This is a genomic window from Pseudomonas sp. FP2254 (assembly GCF_030687695.1).
Taxonomy (GTDB): domain Bacteria; phylum Pseudomonadota; class Gammaproteobacteria; order Pseudomonadales; family Pseudomonadaceae; genus Aquipseudomonas; species Aquipseudomonas quebecensis.
In genome coordinates, this window is record NZ_CP117444.1 from 217,012 (window position 1) to 233,553 (window position 16,542).

Here is a 16,542-nt window from a genome sequence, read left to right on the forward strand (position 1 = left end):
CAAAAAAACCGCCTCGGCGGTTTTTTTGTGCGCGCCGTGGGGCTGCTTCGCAGCCCGGCGTCGGGCGCGCTAGCAGTCGGCGGTGGCGACGATAATTCGGTTCTTGCCTTGGCGCTTGGCTTCGTACATGGCCGCGTCGGCGCGGGCGAACAGGTTGTCCAGGGTTGAATCTTCCTCACTGAGATTGGCCAGGCCTTGGCTGACCGTCACGCCAAACGCCTGGCCTTCGTAGCTGAAATTCAGCGCTTGGATCTCCTTGCCCAGGCGCTCTGCCACCTGCAGTGCCATCTCCGGCGCGCAACCGGGCAGTACGGCGGCAAATTCTTCACCGCCGATGCGCCCGAACAGATCACCACGGCGCAGTACTCCTCGGCCGCTTTCAGCGATACGCCGCAACACCTGGTCGCCTTCAAGGTGGCCGTAGGTGTCGTTGATGTCCTTGAAATCATCAATGTCCAGCAACAGAAAGGCCAGCGGCGCGCCTTGCACGCTGGCGGTGTCGAAGGCTTGGTTGGCGCACTCGAAGAAGTGCCGGCGGTTGCTGCTCTGGGTCAGCACGTCGGTGGTAGCCAGACGGTGCAGCTCCAGCTCCATCTGCTTTTTTTCAGTGATGTCCTCGGCCATGCCTACCACGATTACCGGCTCGCCGGGCTCGACCTGCTGGTTGATGTAGCACTTGTCGCTCAGCCAGCGAATCTTGCCCTCGGCAGTGATGATGCGGTACTCGCGGTCTTCCACGGCGCCCTGGTCCAGCACGCGGGCCATGCTGTGTTCGGCGTAATCGAGGTCTTCGGGGTGAATGCTGTTGCGCCATTCGCGGTGATCGGCGAGCAGCAGGCTGGCGGGGCGGCCGAATACTCGTTCGTAGGCCGGGCTGACGTACAGCACGCGGCGAGTCTCCCACTCCACGGCCCAGAGCACGGCATTCACGCTCACCAGCAGCGAGCTTAGCAGTTGCTCGCGCTCACTCAGCCGCTCGACCTCACCCTGGGCATGCACCAGCGCCAGCAGGGTCGAAGCCGCGGCCGGACGCGGTTGTTCAACTGCGGGCGGGTCGGGTAAGTGGGGCTTTTCTTGAACCATCGGCACATCTCTCTCTGGGCGCGCCGCAAGGTGGAGCAGCGGTCACAACAAGGGGCCACCATGATGGCGAAGTGTTCTTTGAGAGAGGCTAATTGCGGTGAAGTTCCGTCAACGGTGTCGAATGGCGGCGCCCGGTAAATGACGCCAAAAACAGGTCGCGCGGGAGGGAAGGCCCTCCCGCAGCGAGGTTACGCGGCTGTAGGGCGCAACGAATAGGTCTTCAATTGGTGTGCAAAATCACGCAGGGATTGGATACCGCTGGCCTCGGCTTCGTGTACCCATTCCTTGATTGCCGCCAGCATGTCATGACCGTTGGCGCTGGTCTTGACCCAGATCTGCTGCAGCGCCAGGCGCTTCTCGTAGATCACCTTGAGCGCCTGGCTATGCTCCAGCATGCTCTGGATACGCAGGTGATGACGGTCATCCAGCAGGCTGGTTTCCCGCGACAGCAGGCGCTTGGCGCGATGGAACTGGTGGCGCACCGAGTGATCGACTTTTTCCAGCTCCTGCTTGACCAGCGGGCCGATCACCAACTTGCGGTACTGGGCCATGATCTGGAAACGGTTATTGAGGATCGCCATGGCGGTGTCCATGTCCAGGTGGCCCTTGCCCTCGACGCGATGGGCAATCGGCGCCACGCGCTGCACCTTGGCCAGGCGCAGGAAGCTGAACACCTTGATCCACGCCCAGCCCAGGTCGAACTCCCATTTCTTCACCGACAGCTTGGCGGAGTTGGGGTAGGTGTGGTGATTGTTGTGCAGTTCTTCGCCGCCGACGATGATGCCCCACGGCACCAGGTTGGTGGCCGCGTCACGGCATTCGAAGTTGCGGTAGCCCACGGCATGGCCCAGGCCGTTGATCACGCCGGCGGCCCAGAACGGAATCCACATCATCTGGATTGCCCAGATGGTGATGCCGATGGTGCCGAACAGCAGCAGGTCGATCACGCCCATGATCGCCACGCCCAGCAGCGGGTAGGGCGTATAGATTTTGCGCTCGAGCCAGTCGTCGGGGCAGTTCTTGCCGTAGATGCGCAGCGTCTCGGGGTTTTCCGCCTCGGCGCGGTACAGTTCGGCGCCTTTGCGCATCACTGTGGAAAGCCCCTTGATGACCGGGCTGTGCGGGTCGTCGACGGTTTCGCATTTGGCATGGTGCTTACGGTGGATGGCAGTCCACTCGCGGGTGTTCTGCGCCGTGGTCATCCACAGCCAGAGACGGAAGAAGTGTTTGAGACCGGCATTGAGCTCCAGAGAGCGATGGGCGGAATAGCGGTGCAGATAGACGGTGACCGCAATAATGGTCACGTGGGTCATCAACAGAGTGACTGCCACCAGTTGCCAGGCTGACAAGTCAAGAAAACCGTTGTACCACATAGGCTGTATGGCCCTCAGATAAAGAAAAGAACAGCTCACGCATTATCACTAAGCCTACAGAGAAAACCAGCCGGCCTTTCAGATAGAAGTGACTGGATGTTTCTTATTCTATAATCCGCAGCCTTTGTAGGGCGATTCTGTTTTTTTGGTAAGGATTACTAAACCTATGCTGCTTTCATACCGAAGTGCCCTACGTGTTGGGCTGGTATACCTGCTGGTTTCGATCGCCTGGATCGGGCTAACACAACGGGCATTTATCGAGTTTCTCGATGATCCGAGCGATATCAGCCGTTGGATGCAGGCGCGCGGCTATGTGTGGGTGGCGTTGACCGCCTTGGTGATTGGCCTGTTGTGCGTGCGTTTCGTTCGCGCCAACCTGCAGCAACAGCCCGTTAAAGAGAACCGCGAGCGCCTGCGCCAGGCAGCGGCGGTGTTCGATTGCACTCGCGAAGGGGTACTGGTCACGGACGCTCAAGGTCTGATCGTGCATGTGAACCGGGCTTTCATGGAGATCACAGGCTATGGGCGCGACGAGGTCATGGGCCAGGCGCCCAGCCTGTTCAAATCCGGGCGCCATTCGTCGCTTTTTTACCAACAGATGTTCCAGACCCTGGCGCGTACCGGCGAATGGAGCGGTGAAATCTGGAATCGGCGCAGAAGCGGGGAAATTTATCCACAGTGGCAAACCATTCGGGTGATTCACGATGACGATGGCCGCGTCAGTCACTACGTGGCGGTGTTTTCCGATATCACCGCCATCAAGCATTCCGAGCATGAGCTGGCCCGGCTCGCCCATCACGACCCGCTGACCGACCTGCCTAACCGGCTGCTGTTCACCGACCGTACCGAGCAGGCGCTGACCTCGGCGCAGCTGCACAAGCGTGGCTGCGCCTTGCTGTTGCTGGACCTGGACCATTTCAAAATCATCAACGACAGCCTCGGGCACAATGTCGGCGATCAGTTGCTCAAGCTGGTGGGGGAGCGGCTGCAGAGCCTGTTCGGCCCAGGCATGACCCTGGCGCGCCTGGGGGGTGACGAGTTCGCGGTGCTGGCCGAAAGTTGTCCACAGGTGGTGCAGGCCGCGGCACTGGCCCAACGCATGCTCGATGCGATGAAACAACCGTTCATCTTCGATGGCCATCAGCTGTTTATCAGCGCCAGCATTGGCATCAGCCTGTTCCCCAACGACGCCCTGAGCGCCGAACAACTGCTGCGTAATGCCGATTCAGCCTTGTTCAAGGCCAAGAGCGTCGGCCGTGAAAGCTACGCGCTGTACACCGAAGAACTCACCGCCCATGCGCAGAATCGGGTGGAAATCGCCAGCGAACTGCGCCGTGCCCTCGAACGGCAGGAATTGCGCGTGTATTACCAACCGGTGCACGACCTCACCGACAGCCGCCTCATCGGCGTCGAAGCGTTGGTGCGCTGGCAGCACCCGGAGCGTGGCCTGGTGCCTCCCGTCGAATTTATCCCGGTCGCCGAGCGCACCGGCCTGATTGCCGAGATCGACGCCTGGGTCATGCACCAGGCCTGTCGCCAAATGTGCCAGTGGCTGGCCGAGGGCGCCGCGCTGAGTTTTATCGCGGTCAACGTCTCCAGCCGCCTGTTTGCACGGCGCGAACTCTACGAGCAGGTCGCTCAGGTGCTGCATGACACGGGCCTGGAGCCGGCCTATCTGGAATTGGAAGTCACCGAAAGCGCGGTGATGGACGATCCCGAAGTGGCCCTTGAGCAACTGCACCGCCTGCGCGAACTCGGCCTGCGCCTGGCCATCGACGATTTTGGCACCGGTTATTCGTCGTTGCTGCGTCTCAAACGGCTGCCGGTGCAGAAACTCAAGATCGATCAAGGCTTCGTCGCCGGCCTGCCCTATGACGAAGACGACGTAGCAATTGTGCGTGTGGTCATCGCCCTGGCTAAAAGCATGGGCATGCAGGTGCACGCAGAGGGCATCGAACAGGTGGAGCAGGCGCGGTTTCTGTTGGAGCAGGGTTGCGATCTGGGCCAGGGGTATTGGTTCGGCAGGCCGATGCCAGCCCATGAGATCGATTGGGACCGCGCGCCCAACCTCCACACTTGAATGCATTCCCGATGGGGGCGGGGCTTGTCTGCTCCCCCATTCAGGTCTTCGCCGGGCTGCTTCCATGACTAACCCCACGTCCTGTCAGAAAATTCTTTCTGGTTATATAAACATTCTTAAATAGTATTTTTAAGAATATCCGCGCTTATCTACTATCGCTCTCACGCCGCAAGCAGTGCCGCCACTGCCAGGCACTATTCATTTCAGGAGCGAGACCATGAGCGCATCTCTACGTAGCGTCGACGGCCAGGACGAAGCAACCATCTTGCGTGAGATCCAGAGCGCCCTGCGCGATCTGCGTTTTGGCGCGGTGGAAATCACCGTGCATAACGCCCAGGTAGTGCAGATCGAGCGCAAGGAAAAATTCCGTCTGCAAAACCCCGGTAATAAACCGAGCTAAGCGCTGACGGCGATAGACCCGCAATTATAAGAAAAAGCCAACACCCCAGAATTTCAGGAGCTTCTATGTCGTCGATTCGCCGTTATGCCCTGGCCGCCCTGGCCAGCGCCGTGTTTGCCGGTTCTGCGGTTGCCAAGGACTACGAGTTGCTCAACGTCTCGTACGATCCGACCCGTGAGCTGTACCAGGACTACAACGCGGAATTCACCAGCTTCTGGAAACAGGCCCACCCCGGCGACACCGTCAAGATCCAGCAATCCCACGGTGGCTCGGGCAAGCAAGGCCGTGCGGTGATCGACGGCCTGCGCGCCGACGTGGTGACCCTGGCCCTGGCCGGCGACATCGACGAAATCGCCAAGCTGGGCAAGACCCTCCCGGAAAACTGGCAGACCCGGCTGCCGGACGCCAGCACTCCGTACACCTCGACCATCGTGTTCCTGGTGCGCAAGGGCAACCCCAAAGGCATCAAGGACTGGGGCGACCTGATCAAGCAAGACGTGTCGGTGATCACGCCGAATCCGAAAACCTCAGGCGGTGCGCGCTGGAACTTCCTCGCCGCCTGGGCTTATGGCCTCAAGGCTGGGGGCAGCGAAGCCAAGGCCCAGGAATACGTGAAGGAACTGTTCAAGCACGTACCGGTGCTGGACACCGGTGCGCGCGGTTCGACCATCACCTTCGTCAATAACGGTCAGGGTGACGTATTGCTCGCCTGGGAAAACGAGGCGTTCCTGGCGCTCAAGGAAGACGGCGGCAAAGACAAGTTCGATATCGTCGTACCGTCGCTGTCGATCCTTGCCGAGCCACCGGTGGCGGTGGTCGACAAGAACGCCGAGAAAAAGGGCAACACCGAAATCGCCACCGAATACCTCAAGCACCTGTACAGCCCGGCCGGCCAGGAGATTGCGGCGAAAAACTTCTACCGCCCACGCGATGAAAAGGTTGCCGCCAAATACGCCCGGCAGTTCCCGAAACTGGACCTGGTGACTATCGACAAAGACTTCGGCGGCTGGAAAACTGCCCAACCGAAATTCTTTAACGACGGTGGCGTGTTCGACCAGATCTACACGGCGCAGTAAGCCAAGCAACAACCCGCCCACAGAGCCCGCATTCAGCTGCGGGTTTTGTGTGTCAGTTACGCTAACCAAGGACTCTTATGTCGCGTCGTATCTCCCCCGTCATACCCGGCTTCGGGCTGACGCTGGGCTACACCGTGGTGTACCTCAGCCTGATCGTGCTCATCCCCCTCGCGGCGATGTTCGTTCACGCCGCTCAACTCACCTGGGATCAGTTCTGGAACATCATTTCCGCACCGCGCGTGCTGGCGGCCTTGAAGCTGAGCTTCAGCACCGCGCTGTACGCCGCGCTGATCAACGGTGTGATCGGCACGCTGCTGGCCTGGGTGCTGGTGCGTTACACCTTCCCCGGACGCAAGATCATCGACGCGATGATCGACCTGCCGTTCGCCCTGCCCACCGCCGTGGCCGGTATTGCGCTGACCGCGCTGTACACACCGACCGGCCTGGTCGGCCAGTTCGCCGCCGACCTGGGTTTCAAGATCGCCTACACGCCGCTGGGCATCACCCTGGCGTTGACCTTCGTGACCCTGCCGTTCGTGGTACGCACGGTGCAGCCGGTATTGGCCGATATCCCGCGCGAAGTCGAAGAAGCCGCCGCCTGCCTGGGTGCCAAGCCGTTGCAGGTGTTCCGCTACATCCTCGTGCCGGCGCTGCTGCCGGCCTGGCTGACCGGTTTCGCCCTGGCGTTCGCCCGAGGCGTGGGTGAGTACGGTTCGGTGATTTTCATCGCCGGTAACATGCCGATGAAAACCGAGATCCTGCCGCTGCTGATCATGGTCAAGCTCGACCAGTACGACTACCGCGGCGCCACCTCCATTGGCGTGTTGATGCTGGTGGTTTCCTTTGTTTTGCTGCTGCTGATCAACTTGTTGCAGCGGCGCATCGAACGTCCATAAGGAGGCGCGGAACATGTCCCAATCGTCTATTTCCGCTGCGTCCTCGGCCAACGCAGCCCGGCGTGGCAGTGCCGCGTCGCGACGCATCCTGATCGGCTTCGGCTGGCTGGTGTTCGCGCTGTTTCTGCTGTTGCCGCTGTTTATCGTGGTGTCCCAGGGCTTGAAGAACGGCCTCGGCGCGTTTTTCACCGCGATCCTTGAACCGGACGCGTTGTCCGCACTGAAGCTCACGGTGATCGCCGTGTTGATTTCGGTACCGCTCAACCTGGTGTTCGGCGTCAGCGCGGCGTGGTGCGTGAGCAAGTACTCGTTCCGTGGCAAAAGCATTCTGGTGACGCTGATCGACCTGCCGTTCTCGGTGTCGCCGGTGATCGCCGGCCTGGTGTATGTGCTGATGTTCGGCGCCCAGGGCTTTTTCGGGCCGTGGTTGCAAGCGCACGACATCCAGATCGTGTTCGCCCTGCCGGGTATCGTGCTGGCGACGATTTTCGTCACCGTGCCCTTCGTGGCCCGTGAGCTGATCCCGCTGATGCAGGAGCAGGGCACCCAGGAAGAAGAGGCGGCGCGCCTGCTCGGCGCCAATGGCTGGCAGATGTTCTGGCATGTGACCGTGCCGAACATCAAATGGGGCCTGATCTACGGCGTGGTGCTGTGTACCGCGCGGGCCATGGGGGAGTTCGGCGCGGTGTCGGTGGTGTCCGGCCACATTCGCGGCGTGACCAACACCTTGCCGCTGCACGTCGAGATTCTCTACAACGAATACAACCACGTTGCCGCGTTCGCGGTGGCGAGTCTGTTGCTGATCCTGGCGCTCTTCATCCTGCTGCTCAAGCAGTGGAGCGAGAACCGTATCAATCGCCTGCGCGCCAGTGCGGCAGAGGAATAAGTCATGTCGATCGAAGTCCGTAATGTCAGCAAGAACTTCAACGCCTTCAAAGCCCTGAACAGCATCAATCTGGATATCCAGAGTGGCGAGCTGGTGGCGTTGCTCGGCCCTTCCGGCTGCGGCAAGACCACGTTGCTGCGCATCATCGCCGGCCTGGAAACACCCGATGACGGCAGCATTGTGTTCCACGGCGAGGACGTGTCGGGCCACGACGTGCGTGATCGCAACGTCGGGTTTGTGTTTCAGCACTATGCGTTGTTTCGCCACATGACCGTGTTCGATAACGTCGCCTTCGGCCTGCGCATGAAGCCGAAAAACCAGCGGCCCAGCGAAAGCCAGATCGCGGCGAAGGTCCATGAGCTGCTGAACATGGTGCAACTGGACTGGCTGTCCGACCGCTACCCGGAACAACTCTCCGGCGGCCAGCGCCAGCGCATCGCCCTGGCTCGCGCCCTGGCGGTGGAACCCAAGGTGCTGCTGCTGGACGAACCTTTCGGCGCCCTCGACGCCAAGGTGCGTAAAGAACTGCGCCGCTGGCTGGCGCGCCTGCATGAAGACATCAACCTCACGTCGGTTTTCGTGACCCACGATCAGGAAGAGGCCATGGAAGTCGCCGACCGCATCGTGGTGATGAACAAGGGCGTGATCGAACAGATCGGCTCACCGGGTGACGTCTACGAGAACCCGGCCAGCGATTTTGTGTACCACTTCCTCGGCGACTCCAATCGCCTGCACCTGGGCGAAGACCGGCACGTGCTGTTCCGCCCTCATGAAGTGTCGCTGTCGCGCCATGCACTGGAAGACCACCACGCCGCCGAAGTGCGCGATATCCGCCCGCTGGGCGCGACCACGCGAGTGACGCTCAAGGTGGAGGGCCAGCCCGAACTGATCGAAGCCGAAGTGGTGAAAGACCACGACAGCCTGACCGGTTTGGCCCGTGGCGAAACCCTGTTCTTCAAGCCCAAGGTCTGGCAAAAAACCTGAGCCCCTGATCGTTCCCACGCTCCGCGTGGGAGCGCCTTTTGTGACGCTCTGCGTCACGCTTTGGGACGCGGAGCGTCCTGGGCTGCATTCCCACGCGGAGCATGGGAACGATCATCGCGGCGAGCCATTGGCCCCGAGCGCTCTTCGATCTGTTGCTTCAAGCCATGCCGCAACCCCAGCAAAAACGCCACCTCCGCCACCACAAACAACGGCCCCACAATCAACCCCGACACGTCATCCACAAACGCCGGTTTCTTGCCTTCGTAGTAATGCCCGACAAACTGAATCACCCAACCCACCACAAACATCCCCGCCCCACTGCTGAGCCACACCATCGTGCTCTGCGCCGCCAACGCATGCCCGGCCCACACCGACAAGCCCATCAATACCGTCATCAAGACGCCCAGGGCCAGCTCGAGGCGCAGGTAAAACCACGCCGAAAACAGCGCCACGATCACCGCCGGTGAAAGCCACAACCCACCCACCGTCCATTCCGGGCGCGACAGCAGAACGGCCACGGCAACCACAATCATTGGGATGCCGACAAAATGGCTGGCGATATTGCGCGGGTCGCGGTGGTAGGCGGCGTATTGACTGAGGTGGTCGACGAGGCTTTTCATTGTTGTTCCTCCTGTAGGATGTTTGATGATGCCCTGTCGGACCACGCCTGACTGTCGGCTGGACGACAATCTTCGGAGCGCTCATGAACCCAGAGAACTGGCACCGCCAATTGGTCACCGGCCATTGGTTCAGGCACTTGCCGGGCGACCTGCAGCGCAGCCTTCTGGCGGCAGCTCGGTTGCGCACGTTGGCGGCGGGGCAGTGGCTGTTCAAACGCGGCGACCCGCCCTGTGGCCTGTATGCGGTGCTTGACGGTGCGGTGCGCATCAGCGCGGTCAATGCCCAAGGCAAGGAAGCGGTGTTGAGCCTGGTGGAAACGCCCTACTGGTTCGGCGAGATCTGCCTGTTCGACGGCCTGCCGCGCACCCACGATGCGCTGGCGATGGGGCCGTGTACGTTGCTGCACGTGCCGCAGGCGGCGATGCTCGCGCTGCTTGAGCACCAGCCGGTGTATTGGCGGGAAATAGCCCTGCTGATGAGCCATAAACTGCGGCTGTCATTGATCAATATCGAACAGATGAGCCTGATGCCCGCGTCGGCGCGCCTGGCCCATCGGTTGCTGATGATTGCCGAAGGCTACGGTGAAATCGAGCAGGCGCGCCGCGAGCTGCAACTGCCCCAGGAAGACTTGGCGGCGATGTTGGGCCTGTCGCGCCAGACCATCAACAGCCTGCTCAAGAGCCTGGAGCAGCAGGGCATTATCGGCTTGAGTTATGGCGCGATCAAAGTGCTCGACCTGCCAGGCCTGCGGCACGCCGCAGGCGCCTCAAACTAGGAGCCGCGGTACGTGGAGAACCCGTACGGGCTGAGCAGCAGCGGGATGTGGTAGTGCTGGTCGGCCTGCTTGACCTGGAAAATCACCGGTACTTCCGGGAAAAAGGTCTCGCGGTTGGCCTTCTTGTAGTAGTCGCCGGTCTTGAACACCACCCGGTACTCGCCGGGTTTCATGCTGCGATCGGCGGGGAACAGTTCGGCAATGCGCCCCTGCTGGTTGGTCACGCCCTCGGACAGCGCTTGCCAGTGATCGCCCACCTGCTGCTCCAGGGTCACACTCACACCCGCCGACGGCAGGCCGTTTTCCAGGTTAAGGACGTGGACGCTCAGCGGGTTGCCGTCGGCCAGGGCCAGGTTGCACAGGCCGCTCAGGCTGAGGGCGGCGAGGGTAATGCTCAGGGTTTTCATCGAGAGGTCCTTTCGAGGGTCAGTTACAAGGAAGTTTTCAGGCCCAGCTGCTCGGCGGCCTGGACGGCACAGGCTTCGTCCTGCGCCGCGCCACCGGCACCGGAAATGCCCAGGGCGCCGACCAGTTCGGCGTCGGCAAACAACGGCACGCCGCCACCGAGCAACAGCAATTCAGGCAAGGTGTTAAGGTTGGCCGCTTCCGGGTTGTTGCGGGCGCGCTCGGCAAACAGCCGGGTGGCGGTCTTGCTCGACAGCGCGGTGTAGGCCTTGCGCTGGCTGGCGAGGCTGTTGTGCGGCCCGACCCCATCGGCGCGCAGGGCCAGCAACGGGTTGCCGCCGCGATCGAGCACGGTCAGCGCGGCATTGCAGTGGGCCAGGCTGGCGTCGGCCAATTGGCGCGCGGTACGCAGGTCCAGATCGGCATGGCGCGGCAATTGCGGCGCGGCCTGGGCGGCGCTGGTCAGCGCCAGGCTCAAAAACAAAGCAGTGCGATACATGGTGAAGGCTCCGTTGAACAGGCACCCACGGTAGCCAGTGAACGGGGTCAGAAACCGCACAATTGGATGACAGGTTTGTCATTAATCACCAGAGGTGAGGCATGCAGGTGTTGTTAGTGGAAGACCAGCCGCAGCTGGCGCAACGCATGGCCCAGGGCTTGAGCGAGGCGGGTTTCGCCGTGGAAGTCGCGGCCAATGGCATGGCCGCGCAGCGCTTTGTGGAAAGCTGCGTGTACGACCTGGTGATTCTGGACGTGATGTTGCCGGGCCTGAATGCGTGGAAGCTGCAGCAGGCGATCCGTCAGCGAGGCGACACGCCGTTGTTGTTCCTGACCACGCCGGGCGGGATCGAAGATCGTCTGCGCGGTTTGGAGCTGCATGAGGATGACTACCTGCTCAAACCGTTTGATGACAAGGCGCTGGTCGCGCGAGTCAAGAAACTGCTGCGGCGCGAACGAGGGCGCTAACCCAAGCCTTCTCTGAACTGCCCCGGCGTCATCCCCGTCCAGCGCTTGAACGCACGGTTGAAGCTGCTGGTATCGGCAAACCCCAACAGGTGGCTGATCTCGGCCAACGAACAGTGCGGATCACGCAGGTGCAGTAACGCCAGGTTCTGCCGGCATTGATTGAGCAACGCATCGAACCGACAGCCTTCGTCCGCCAGATGCCGTTGCAGGCTGCGCAGGCTCAGGTGCAGGGCCTGGGCAACGCGTTCGGCGCTGGGCTCGCCGTCGGGTAATTGCGCTTCGATGGCCGCACGCACCTTGCGCTCCCAAGTCAGCGGTTGCAGCTGCGCGAGGGTGCGTTTGAGCACGGCTTCGTTGTGTTCGGCCAGCTCCGGGTTGGCGTCGTCCAAGTGACTGTCGAAGTCGCGCGCGGCGAACTCCAGGCGGTCTTCGTCGGCGGCGAACAATACCGGCGCACGGAACACGGTGTGCCATGGCGTCGGGTCGGCCGGTGGCGGGCGACGCAGATACACAGCCAACGGCGCGTAATCGCGCCCCAGGCGATTGCGGCAGGTGCGCACGTAAATCGCCGCGAACGCATCGATCGCCTCGAACGCCGGCGCCGGGTTGCCTGGCGGTTGCAGCAGGCGAAACCGGTAGCGCTCGCCGTCGCGGCTCAACTCCAGGGTCAAGGCATCACTGACCACCTGGTGGTAACGCACGATGCGTTCGAATACCTCGCGCAAACTGCCGCTGGCGACCAGCGCATAGCCCAGCGCGTGAAACGTGGTGGGGCTGACAAACCGCGACACCCGCAAGCCGATCGCCGGATCGCCGCTGACCTGCACCGCCAGTTCCCACAGGCGCGTGGTGGCCGACAGCGGGTAGCGCGCGTTGGGGTCGTCCATCAACTGCGGATCGACCCCGGCCTCGCGGCACAGCGCGGCGCTGTCCAGGCCCAGGGCATCGAGCTGTTTGCGCAGGGCGCGGGTCCAGCTGGCGAGGGAGGTGGGTTCGGTCATGATGATTGGCGTGTGCGGTCAACAGGTTGGCGTGTGGGGCTAGCGTCCTGCGCGAGCGCCTGGTGCAGGATGTAAACCTCGATAAACAAGAGGATGGGAGCATGGACGGTACTTCTGCAAGTCCCCAATCGCTGAATGCACAACAACGTTCGGCGCACATTCGCGAAGTCGTACTCGCCGAAGGCGTGCGCCTGCGCCAGCAACACCCGTGGCTGCAGCATCAGGACGCTCTGGGTGCCGGCATCCTGGCCTTTGCGCTGTTGGGCATGCTTGGCTCGGCGGCGCTGTACATCAGCGGGCATATGGCCTGGTGGGTGTGCCTGCTGCTCAACGCATTTTTCGCTTCACTGACCCACGAGCTGGAACACGACCTGATCCACAGCATGTACTTTCGCAAGCAGCGTGTGCCGCACAACCTGATGATGGGCCTGGTATGGCTGGCGCGGCCGAGCACCATCAACCCGTGGGTCCGTCGCCACCTGCACCTGAACCATCACAAGGTCTCCGGCACCGAGGCCGACATGGAGGAGCGCGCAATCACCAACGGCGAGCCGTGGGGCCTGGCGCGCTTGTTGATGGTGGGCGATAACGTGATGTCGGCCTTTATCCGCATGCTGCGGGCCAAGACCTGGAGCCATAAATTCAAGATTCTCAAGCGCGCGCTGCTGGTTTATGCGCCGCTGGCGCTGCTGCATTGGGGCGCGTGGTACGTGTTTCTAGGGTTCCACGCCGCCAACGGCATCGCCAGCCTGCTCGGCGCGCCCATCGCCTGGTCGGAAGGCACTTTGCAGATGATGCACGTGATCGATATCGCCGTCGTGGTGATCATTGGGCCCAATGTACTGCGCACGTTCTGCCTGCACTTTGTCAGCTCCAACATGCACTACTACGGCGATGTGGAACCGGGCAATGTGATCCAGCAGACCCAGGTGCTGAACCCGTGGTGGATGTGGCCGTTGCAGGCGTTCTGCTTCAACTTCGGCAGCACCCACGGGATTCATCATTTTGTGGTGAAGGAACCGTTCTATATCCGCCAGATGACGGCCAAGGTGGCGCATAAAGTGATGGCTGAAATGGGTGTGCGCTTTAATGATTTGGGCACGTTTGCGCGGGCCAATCGGCTGGAGCCCATGGCGGCAGCCAATGCCGGCCTCAAGCCGGCGGAAACGGCGTTGCGCTGAGGTGCGGTGGCCGGTTGAGGTGGCGAGTCTGGCCGCCCGTGCTCAGTCGTTGACGGCACGGATATGCGCGGCCAACTCGGCCAACGCCGAATCGTCGGCCCTGGCGCAGTCATGGGACGAGAGATAGCCCTCATAGCGATCAAAAAACTTATCCATGCGAGAGCTGATTTTTTTGAATGCGCTGTCTTCGCCCGTTCCGTGCATCGGGAACAGCTTGGCGTGCAAATGATCGACGCCGTAACCCTCCAGAATCATGCCGGTCCTCGCCACGCCCGCAAGCGCCTGGTCAATCAGCAGTGCGGTCTTCTTGGCCGCAACCACCAATTTGCACAGCACCTCGTCCGACTGGGCAAACCCATAGCTGCCGTAATGAGCCTTGGGAATCACCACACTGAACCCTGGGGTGTTGGGGAAGATGGAGAGGAAAGCCATGTGGCTCTGGTCTTCCCATAACAAGTGGGCAGGGGCGGTGCCGCGAGCGATGTTGCAGAAGATACAGTCCATCAGACGACGTCCTCGTTTTCGTCAAAGGGGCGGGCAGCGTGCCCGGTGAACTTCGATGGTTCAAACCTGGCATTGTTTTGTGTCGCTAGTGTGTAAAGCGCTGACCCGGCGCCACGACGTCCGGTTCGACGCGATAGCTCGCCGGGCTGAACACCCGCGTCACCACCAGCATCGCCAGCACCGTGGCGGTCAGCACCCACCAGGCGCTGACGAAGTCGCCGGTGAGCTGGCGCAGCCAACCGGTCATCCACGGTGAAATGGCGTTGATCAAAAAGCCCACGCCTTGCACAAAGGCCGCCAGTTGCCCGGCATGGCGAGGGTCGCGGTGGTGGTCGAGGGTCAGCAGCAGGCTCAGGGCAAAGCAGGCGCCCAGGCCGAAGCCGCACAAGGCCACCCACAGGTGGGGGTAGTCCAACGGCGCGAAGATCAGTCCCAGGTAACCCACGGTTTGTGCCAACAGGCTGATGACCAGCAACGGACGACGGTCGACACCGCGTTGTGCCAGCACCGGCATCAGCAGCGCGGCGATCACTTGGAAAATGGTCATGTACGCCAGCAGCGAGCCGCTGGGCAGCACGCCCCAGCCCAGTTGCTGGTAATAAGCCGGCAGCCAGGCCACCAGGCTCATGTAGCCGCAGTTCACCAGGCCGAAATACAACGCCAATAACCACGCACGCCGATTGCGCAGGCCCTTCAATGCGGGCGCCACCTGCGGGTTGCGCGCCGCGCCCAACGGCAGCCAGGCCCACAGCAGCAACGCGCCGAGTGCCGGCAACAGCCAGATCCCGAGCCCCGCCTGCCACTGAGCAAAGTGCGTAGCCACTACCGGGCTGAGCAATGCCGCCAGCCCGCCACCGGCCATCAATGAAGCCGAATACACCCCCATCGCCACCGGCACGCGATGACGAAACTCGCGCTTGATCATCGCTGGTACCAGCGCCTGGATCAGCGCCACGCCGGCCCCGCCGAGCAATGCCGTGACCAGCAGCGCCGACGCCTGCCCCATCAACCAACGCGCCAGGCAGGCCAGCAGGATCATCATCAGCCCCAGGGCGATGCCACGCCGCTCGCCCAGGCGTGCTTCCACCCGCACGCCGATCAGCGCCACCAGGCCCATGCACACTACCGGCAGGCTGGTCAGCAGGGCGCTGCTCTGGAAACTCAAACCGGTGGCGTGGCGGATTTCGCCCAGTAGCGGGCTGATGGAGCTGAGGATCGGCCGCAGGTTCAGGCCCAGCACCAGCAATAGTCCCCAGCCGGCGAGGGATTTATTCAATGTCATGCAGGCCGCTCCGGGCACGATGGGAGGTGAAGTATGGGCAGCCCTGGGAGTATTCTGAAATTAAATATAACCATGCCAGTCAGTGGCAAACACAATGGTGACGTGGATGTTCGACCCCGTGTTATTGCGCAGCTTTGTCGCCGTGGTGGACTGCGGCAATTTCACTCGCGCCGCCGAGCGCCTGCACCTGACCCAGTCCACCGTGAGCCAGCAGATCCGCCGTCTGGAGGACGCGTTGGCATGCCAGTTGCTCGACCGCGACCAGCGCCGCGTGGTCGCCACCACCGAAGGCGAGCGCTTGCTGGCGTACGCCAGGCGCATCCTGGCGCTGCATGAAGAGGCCGCTGAAGTGCTGATCAGCCAACAGAGCGACGGCGTGCTGCGCCTGGGGGTGCCGGAAGATTTTGCCGCCGAGCGCCTGATGCCGCTGTTGTCGTCATTCGTGCAGGCTTATCCACGGGTGCGTCTGGAGGTCACCAGTGGTTTGGGCCCCGAGTTGCAACGTCAATACCGGGCCGGCGAGTTCGATGTGCTGCTGGTCAAGCAAATGGGCGACAGCGCCGACTGCCTGGCCTCGTGGCCCGAGCCGCTGTGCTGGGTGGACAGCCGCACCACACCATCCGTGGGGCGCGACCCGTTGCCGTTGGTGGCCTTCCCGGTGGGCGGCCTGTACCGCAATGAAATGCTGCAGCACCTGGAAGTGGGCGGCTGGCGCTGGCGTATCGGTTACTCAAGCGCGAGTTTGGCCAGCGTGTGTTCGGCGGTGGCGGCTGGGCTGGGGGTGAGCCTGTTGCCGCGCCGGGTGGTGCAGCCAGGGCATGTGGAATTGGGGCCTGACAGCGGTCTGCCCGAAGTGCAAGGCGTGCGCCTGGCGTTGTATGCCCGCCATGGCCTGAGTGCGGCGGGGCAGTGCTTACAGGCTCAGTTGTTCGATTTGTGCGCGAAGTGAGGTGGAGACGGCCGGGCCATGGATTGTATTTTTGGTTATTAATAAATAGCTTCTTATTCCTTAACGAATATAAACCGCGT

Annotated in this window: 18 protein-coding genes; 10 read left to right on the top strand and 8 right to left on the bottom strand. The window is 62.0% G+C overall.

Features of this window, described 5'->3' with window-relative positions; translation table 11 throughout:
* Window positions 1-69: 69 nt before the first annotated feature.
* Both PSH94_RS00965 and desA read right to left on the bottom strand, forming a co-directional pair.
* The gene (locus PSH94_RS00965; RefSeq protein ID WP_181081446.1) at window positions 70-1,083 is read right to left on the bottom strand and encodes a sensor domain-containing diguanylate cyclase; all 1,014 of its coding nucleotides are present in this window, start codon (window positions 1,081-1,083) and stop codon (window positions 70-72) included.
* 188 nt (window positions 1,084-1,271) lie between these two features.
* On the bottom strand, window positions 1,272-2,456 hold the full coding sequence (desA, locus tag PSH94_RS00970; RefSeq protein ID WP_305436144.1) for a delta-9 fatty acid desaturase DesA: 1,185 nt from the start codon (window positions 2,454-2,456) through the stop codon (window positions 1,272-1,274).
* A 166-nt stretch (window positions 2,457-2,622) separates the two neighbouring features.
* On the opposite strand from desA, the gene dibA reads away from it, so the two are divergent.
* The 6 genes from dibA to PSH94_RS01000 all read left to right on the top strand — a co-directional run bounded on the left by dibA (window position 2,623) and on the right by PSH94_RS01000 (window position 8,778).
* Complete coding sequence (gene dibA, locus PSH94_RS00975) at window positions 2,623-4,536, top strand: phosphodiesterase DibA (RefSeq protein ID WP_305436145.1); 1,914 nt, start codon at window positions 2,623-2,625, stop codon at window positions 4,534-4,536.
* A 217-nt stretch (window positions 4,537-4,753) separates the two neighbouring features.
* On the top strand, window positions 4,754-4,936 hold the full coding sequence (gene oscA, locus PSH94_RS00980; protein ID WP_007941032.1) for a sulfur starvation response protein OscA: 183 nt from the start codon (window positions 4,754-4,756) through the stop codon (window positions 4,934-4,936).
* A gap of 65 nt (window positions 4,937-5,001) precedes the next feature.
* Window positions 5,002-6,012, top strand: coding sequence for a sulfate ABC transporter substrate-binding protein (locus PSH94_RS00985; protein ID WP_181081449.1), 1,011 nt, complete (start codon window positions 5,002-5,004; stop codon window positions 6,010-6,012).
* Window positions 6,013-6,089: 77 nt separating this feature from the next.
* Window positions 6,090-6,908, top strand: a complete 819-nt coding sequence (cysT, locus tag PSH94_RS00990; RefSeq protein WP_181081450.1) for a sulfate ABC transporter permease subunit CysT — start codon at window positions 6,090-6,092, stop codon at window positions 6,906-6,908.
* Window positions 6,909-6,921: 13 nt separating this feature from the next.
* Window positions 6,922-7,794, top strand: a complete 873-nt coding sequence (cysW, locus tag PSH94_RS00995; protein ID WP_181081451.1) for a sulfate ABC transporter permease subunit CysW — start codon at window positions 6,922-6,924, stop codon at window positions 7,792-7,794.
* A 3-nt stretch (window positions 7,795-7,797) separates the two neighbouring features.
* Window positions 7,798-8,778, top strand: a complete 981-nt coding sequence (locus PSH94_RS01000) for a sulfate/molybdate ABC transporter ATP-binding protein (protein WP_181081452.1) — start codon at window positions 7,798-7,800, stop codon at window positions 8,776-8,778.
* Between the two features lie 53 nt (window positions 8,779-8,831).
* Here PSH94_RS01000 and PSH94_RS01005 read toward each other — a convergent pair whose 3' ends face one another.
* Window positions 8,832-9,398 (bottom strand): DUF962 domain-containing protein, encoded by a 567-nt coding sequence (locus PSH94_RS01005; protein ID WP_305436147.1) that lies wholly within the window; start codon window positions 9,396-9,398, stop codon window positions 8,832-8,834.
* Between the two features lie 83 nt (window positions 9,399-9,481).
* On the opposite strand from PSH94_RS01005, the gene PSH94_RS01010 reads away from it, so the two are divergent.
* On the top strand, window positions 9,482-10,174 hold the full coding sequence (locus tag PSH94_RS01010; RefSeq protein WP_305436148.1) for a Crp/Fnr family transcriptional regulator: 693 nt from the start codon (window positions 9,482-9,484) through the stop codon (window positions 10,172-10,174).
* On the opposite strand, the gene uraH is transcribed toward PSH94_RS01010, so the two are convergent.
* Entirely contained in the window at window positions 10,171-10,581 is a 411-nt protein-coding gene (uraH, locus tag PSH94_RS01015) for a hydroxyisourate hydrolase (RefSeq protein WP_181081455.1), read from the bottom strand. The genes PSH94_RS01010 and uraH overlap by 4 nt on opposite strands.
* A gap of 23 nt (window positions 10,582-10,604) precedes the next feature.
* Window positions 10,605-11,078, bottom strand: a complete 474-nt coding sequence (locus tag PSH94_RS01020) for a heme-binding protein (RefSeq protein WP_305436150.1) — start codon at window positions 11,076-11,078, stop codon at window positions 10,605-10,607.
* A gap of 101 nt (window positions 11,079-11,179) precedes the next feature.
* Here PSH94_RS01020 and PSH94_RS01025 point away from each other — a divergent pair, with 101 nt between their 5' ends.
* On the top strand, window positions 11,180-11,545 hold the full coding sequence (locus tag PSH94_RS01025; RefSeq protein WP_181081457.1) for a response regulator transcription factor: 366 nt from the start codon (window positions 11,180-11,182) through the stop codon (window positions 11,543-11,545).
* On the opposite strand, the gene PSH94_RS01030 is transcribed toward PSH94_RS01025, so the two are convergent.
* Window positions 11,542-12,546, bottom strand: coding sequence for an AraC family transcriptional regulator (locus PSH94_RS01030; RefSeq protein ID WP_181081458.1), 1,005 nt, complete (start codon window positions 12,544-12,546; stop codon window positions 11,542-11,544). The two genes, PSH94_RS01025 and PSH94_RS01030, sit on opposite strands and share 4 nt — an antisense overlap.
* Window positions 12,547-12,647: 101 nt before the next feature.
* Between PSH94_RS01030 and PSH94_RS01035 the strand changes: the two genes are divergently transcribed.
* Complete coding sequence (locus tag PSH94_RS01035; RefSeq protein ID WP_305436152.1) at window positions 12,648-13,727, top strand: fatty acid desaturase; 1,080 nt, start codon at window positions 12,648-12,650, stop codon at window positions 13,725-13,727.
* 42 nt (window positions 13,728-13,769) lie between these two features.
* Here PSH94_RS01035 and PSH94_RS01040 read toward each other — a convergent pair whose 3' ends face one another.
* Both PSH94_RS01040 and PSH94_RS01045 read right to left on the bottom strand, forming a co-directional pair.
* The gene (locus PSH94_RS01040; protein ID WP_305436153.1) at window positions 13,770-14,231 is read right to left on the bottom strand and encodes an HIT family protein; all 462 of its coding nucleotides are present in this window, start codon (window positions 14,229-14,231) and stop codon (window positions 13,770-13,772) included.
* Between the two features lie 85 nt (window positions 14,232-14,316).
* On the bottom strand, window positions 14,317-15,513 hold the full coding sequence (locus PSH94_RS01045; RefSeq protein ID WP_266245407.1) for a CynX/NimT family MFS transporter: 1,197 nt from the start codon (window positions 15,511-15,513) through the stop codon (window positions 14,317-14,319).
* A gap of 106 nt (window positions 15,514-15,619) precedes the next feature.
* Here PSH94_RS01045 and PSH94_RS01050 point away from each other — a divergent pair, with 106 nt between their 5' ends.
* On the top strand, window positions 15,620-16,462 hold the full coding sequence (locus tag PSH94_RS01050) for a LysR family transcriptional regulator (RefSeq protein ID WP_305436155.1): 843 nt from the start codon (window positions 15,620-15,622) through the stop codon (window positions 16,460-16,462).
* Window positions 16,463-16,542: the final 80 nt, after the last annotated feature.

Excerpts from the sequence above, each read along its gene's own strand:
- PSH94_RS00965 (WP_181081446.1), bottom strand. The coding sequence starts at position 1,083 with ATGGTTCAAGAAAAGCCCCACTTACCCGACCCGCCCGCAGTTGAACAA.
- desA (WP_305436144.1), bottom strand. The coding sequence starts at position 2,456 with ATGTGGTACAACGGTTTTCTTGACTTGTCAGCCTGGCAACTGGTGGCA.
- dibA (WP_305436145.1), top strand. The coding sequence starts at position 2,623 with ATGCTGCTTTCATACCGAAGTGCCCTACGTGTTGGGCTGGTATACCTG.
- oscA (WP_007941032.1), top strand. The coding sequence starts at position 4,754 with ATGAGCGCATCTCTACGTAGCGTCGACGGCCAGGACGAAGCAACCATC.
- PSH94_RS00985 (WP_181081449.1), top strand. The coding sequence starts at position 5,002 with ATGTCGTCGATTCGCCGTTATGCCCTGGCCGCCCTGGCCAGCGCCGTG.
- cysT (WP_181081450.1), top strand. The coding sequence starts at position 6,090 with ATGTCGCGTCGTATCTCCCCCGTCATACCCGGCTTCGGGCTGACGCTG.
- cysW (WP_181081451.1), top strand. The coding sequence starts at position 6,922 with ATGTCCCAATCGTCTATTTCCGCTGCGTCCTCGGCCAACGCAGCCCGG.
- PSH94_RS01000 (WP_181081452.1), top strand. The coding sequence starts at position 7,798 with ATGTCGATCGAAGTCCGTAATGTCAGCAAGAACTTCAACGCCTTCAAA.
- PSH94_RS01005 (WP_305436147.1), bottom strand. The coding sequence starts at position 9,398 with ATGAAAAGCCTCGTCGACCACCTCAGTCAATACGCCGCCTACCACCGC.
- PSH94_RS01010 (WP_305436148.1), top strand. The coding sequence starts at position 9,482 with ATGAACCCAGAGAACTGGCACCGCCAATTGGTCACCGGCCATTGGTTC.
- uraH (WP_181081455.1), bottom strand. The coding sequence starts at position 10,581 with ATGAAAACCCTGAGCATTACCCTCGCCGCCCTCAGCCTGAGCGGCCTG.
- PSH94_RS01020 (WP_305436150.1), bottom strand. The coding sequence starts at position 11,078 with ATGTATCGCACTGCTTTGTTTTTGAGCCTGGCGCTGACCAGCGCCGCC.
- PSH94_RS01025 (WP_181081457.1), top strand. The coding sequence starts at position 11,180 with ATGCAGGTGTTGTTAGTGGAAGACCAGCCGCAGCTGGCGCAACGCATG.
- PSH94_RS01030 (WP_181081458.1), bottom strand. The coding sequence starts at position 12,546 with ATGACCGAACCCACCTCCCTCGCCAGCTGGACCCGCGCCCTGCGCAAA.
- PSH94_RS01035 (WP_305436152.1), top strand. The coding sequence starts at position 12,648 with ATGGACGGTACTTCTGCAAGTCCCCAATCGCTGAATGCACAACAACGT.
- PSH94_RS01040 (WP_305436153.1), bottom strand. The coding sequence starts at position 14,231 with ATGGACTGTATCTTCTGCAACATCGCTCGCGGCACCGCCCCTGCCCAC.
- PSH94_RS01045 (WP_266245407.1), bottom strand. The coding sequence starts at position 15,513 with ATGACATTGAATAAATCCCTCGCCGGCTGGGGACTATTGCTGGTGCTG.
- PSH94_RS01050 (WP_305436155.1), top strand. The coding sequence starts at position 15,620 with ATGTTCGACCCCGTGTTATTGCGCAGCTTTGTCGCCGTGGTGGACTGC.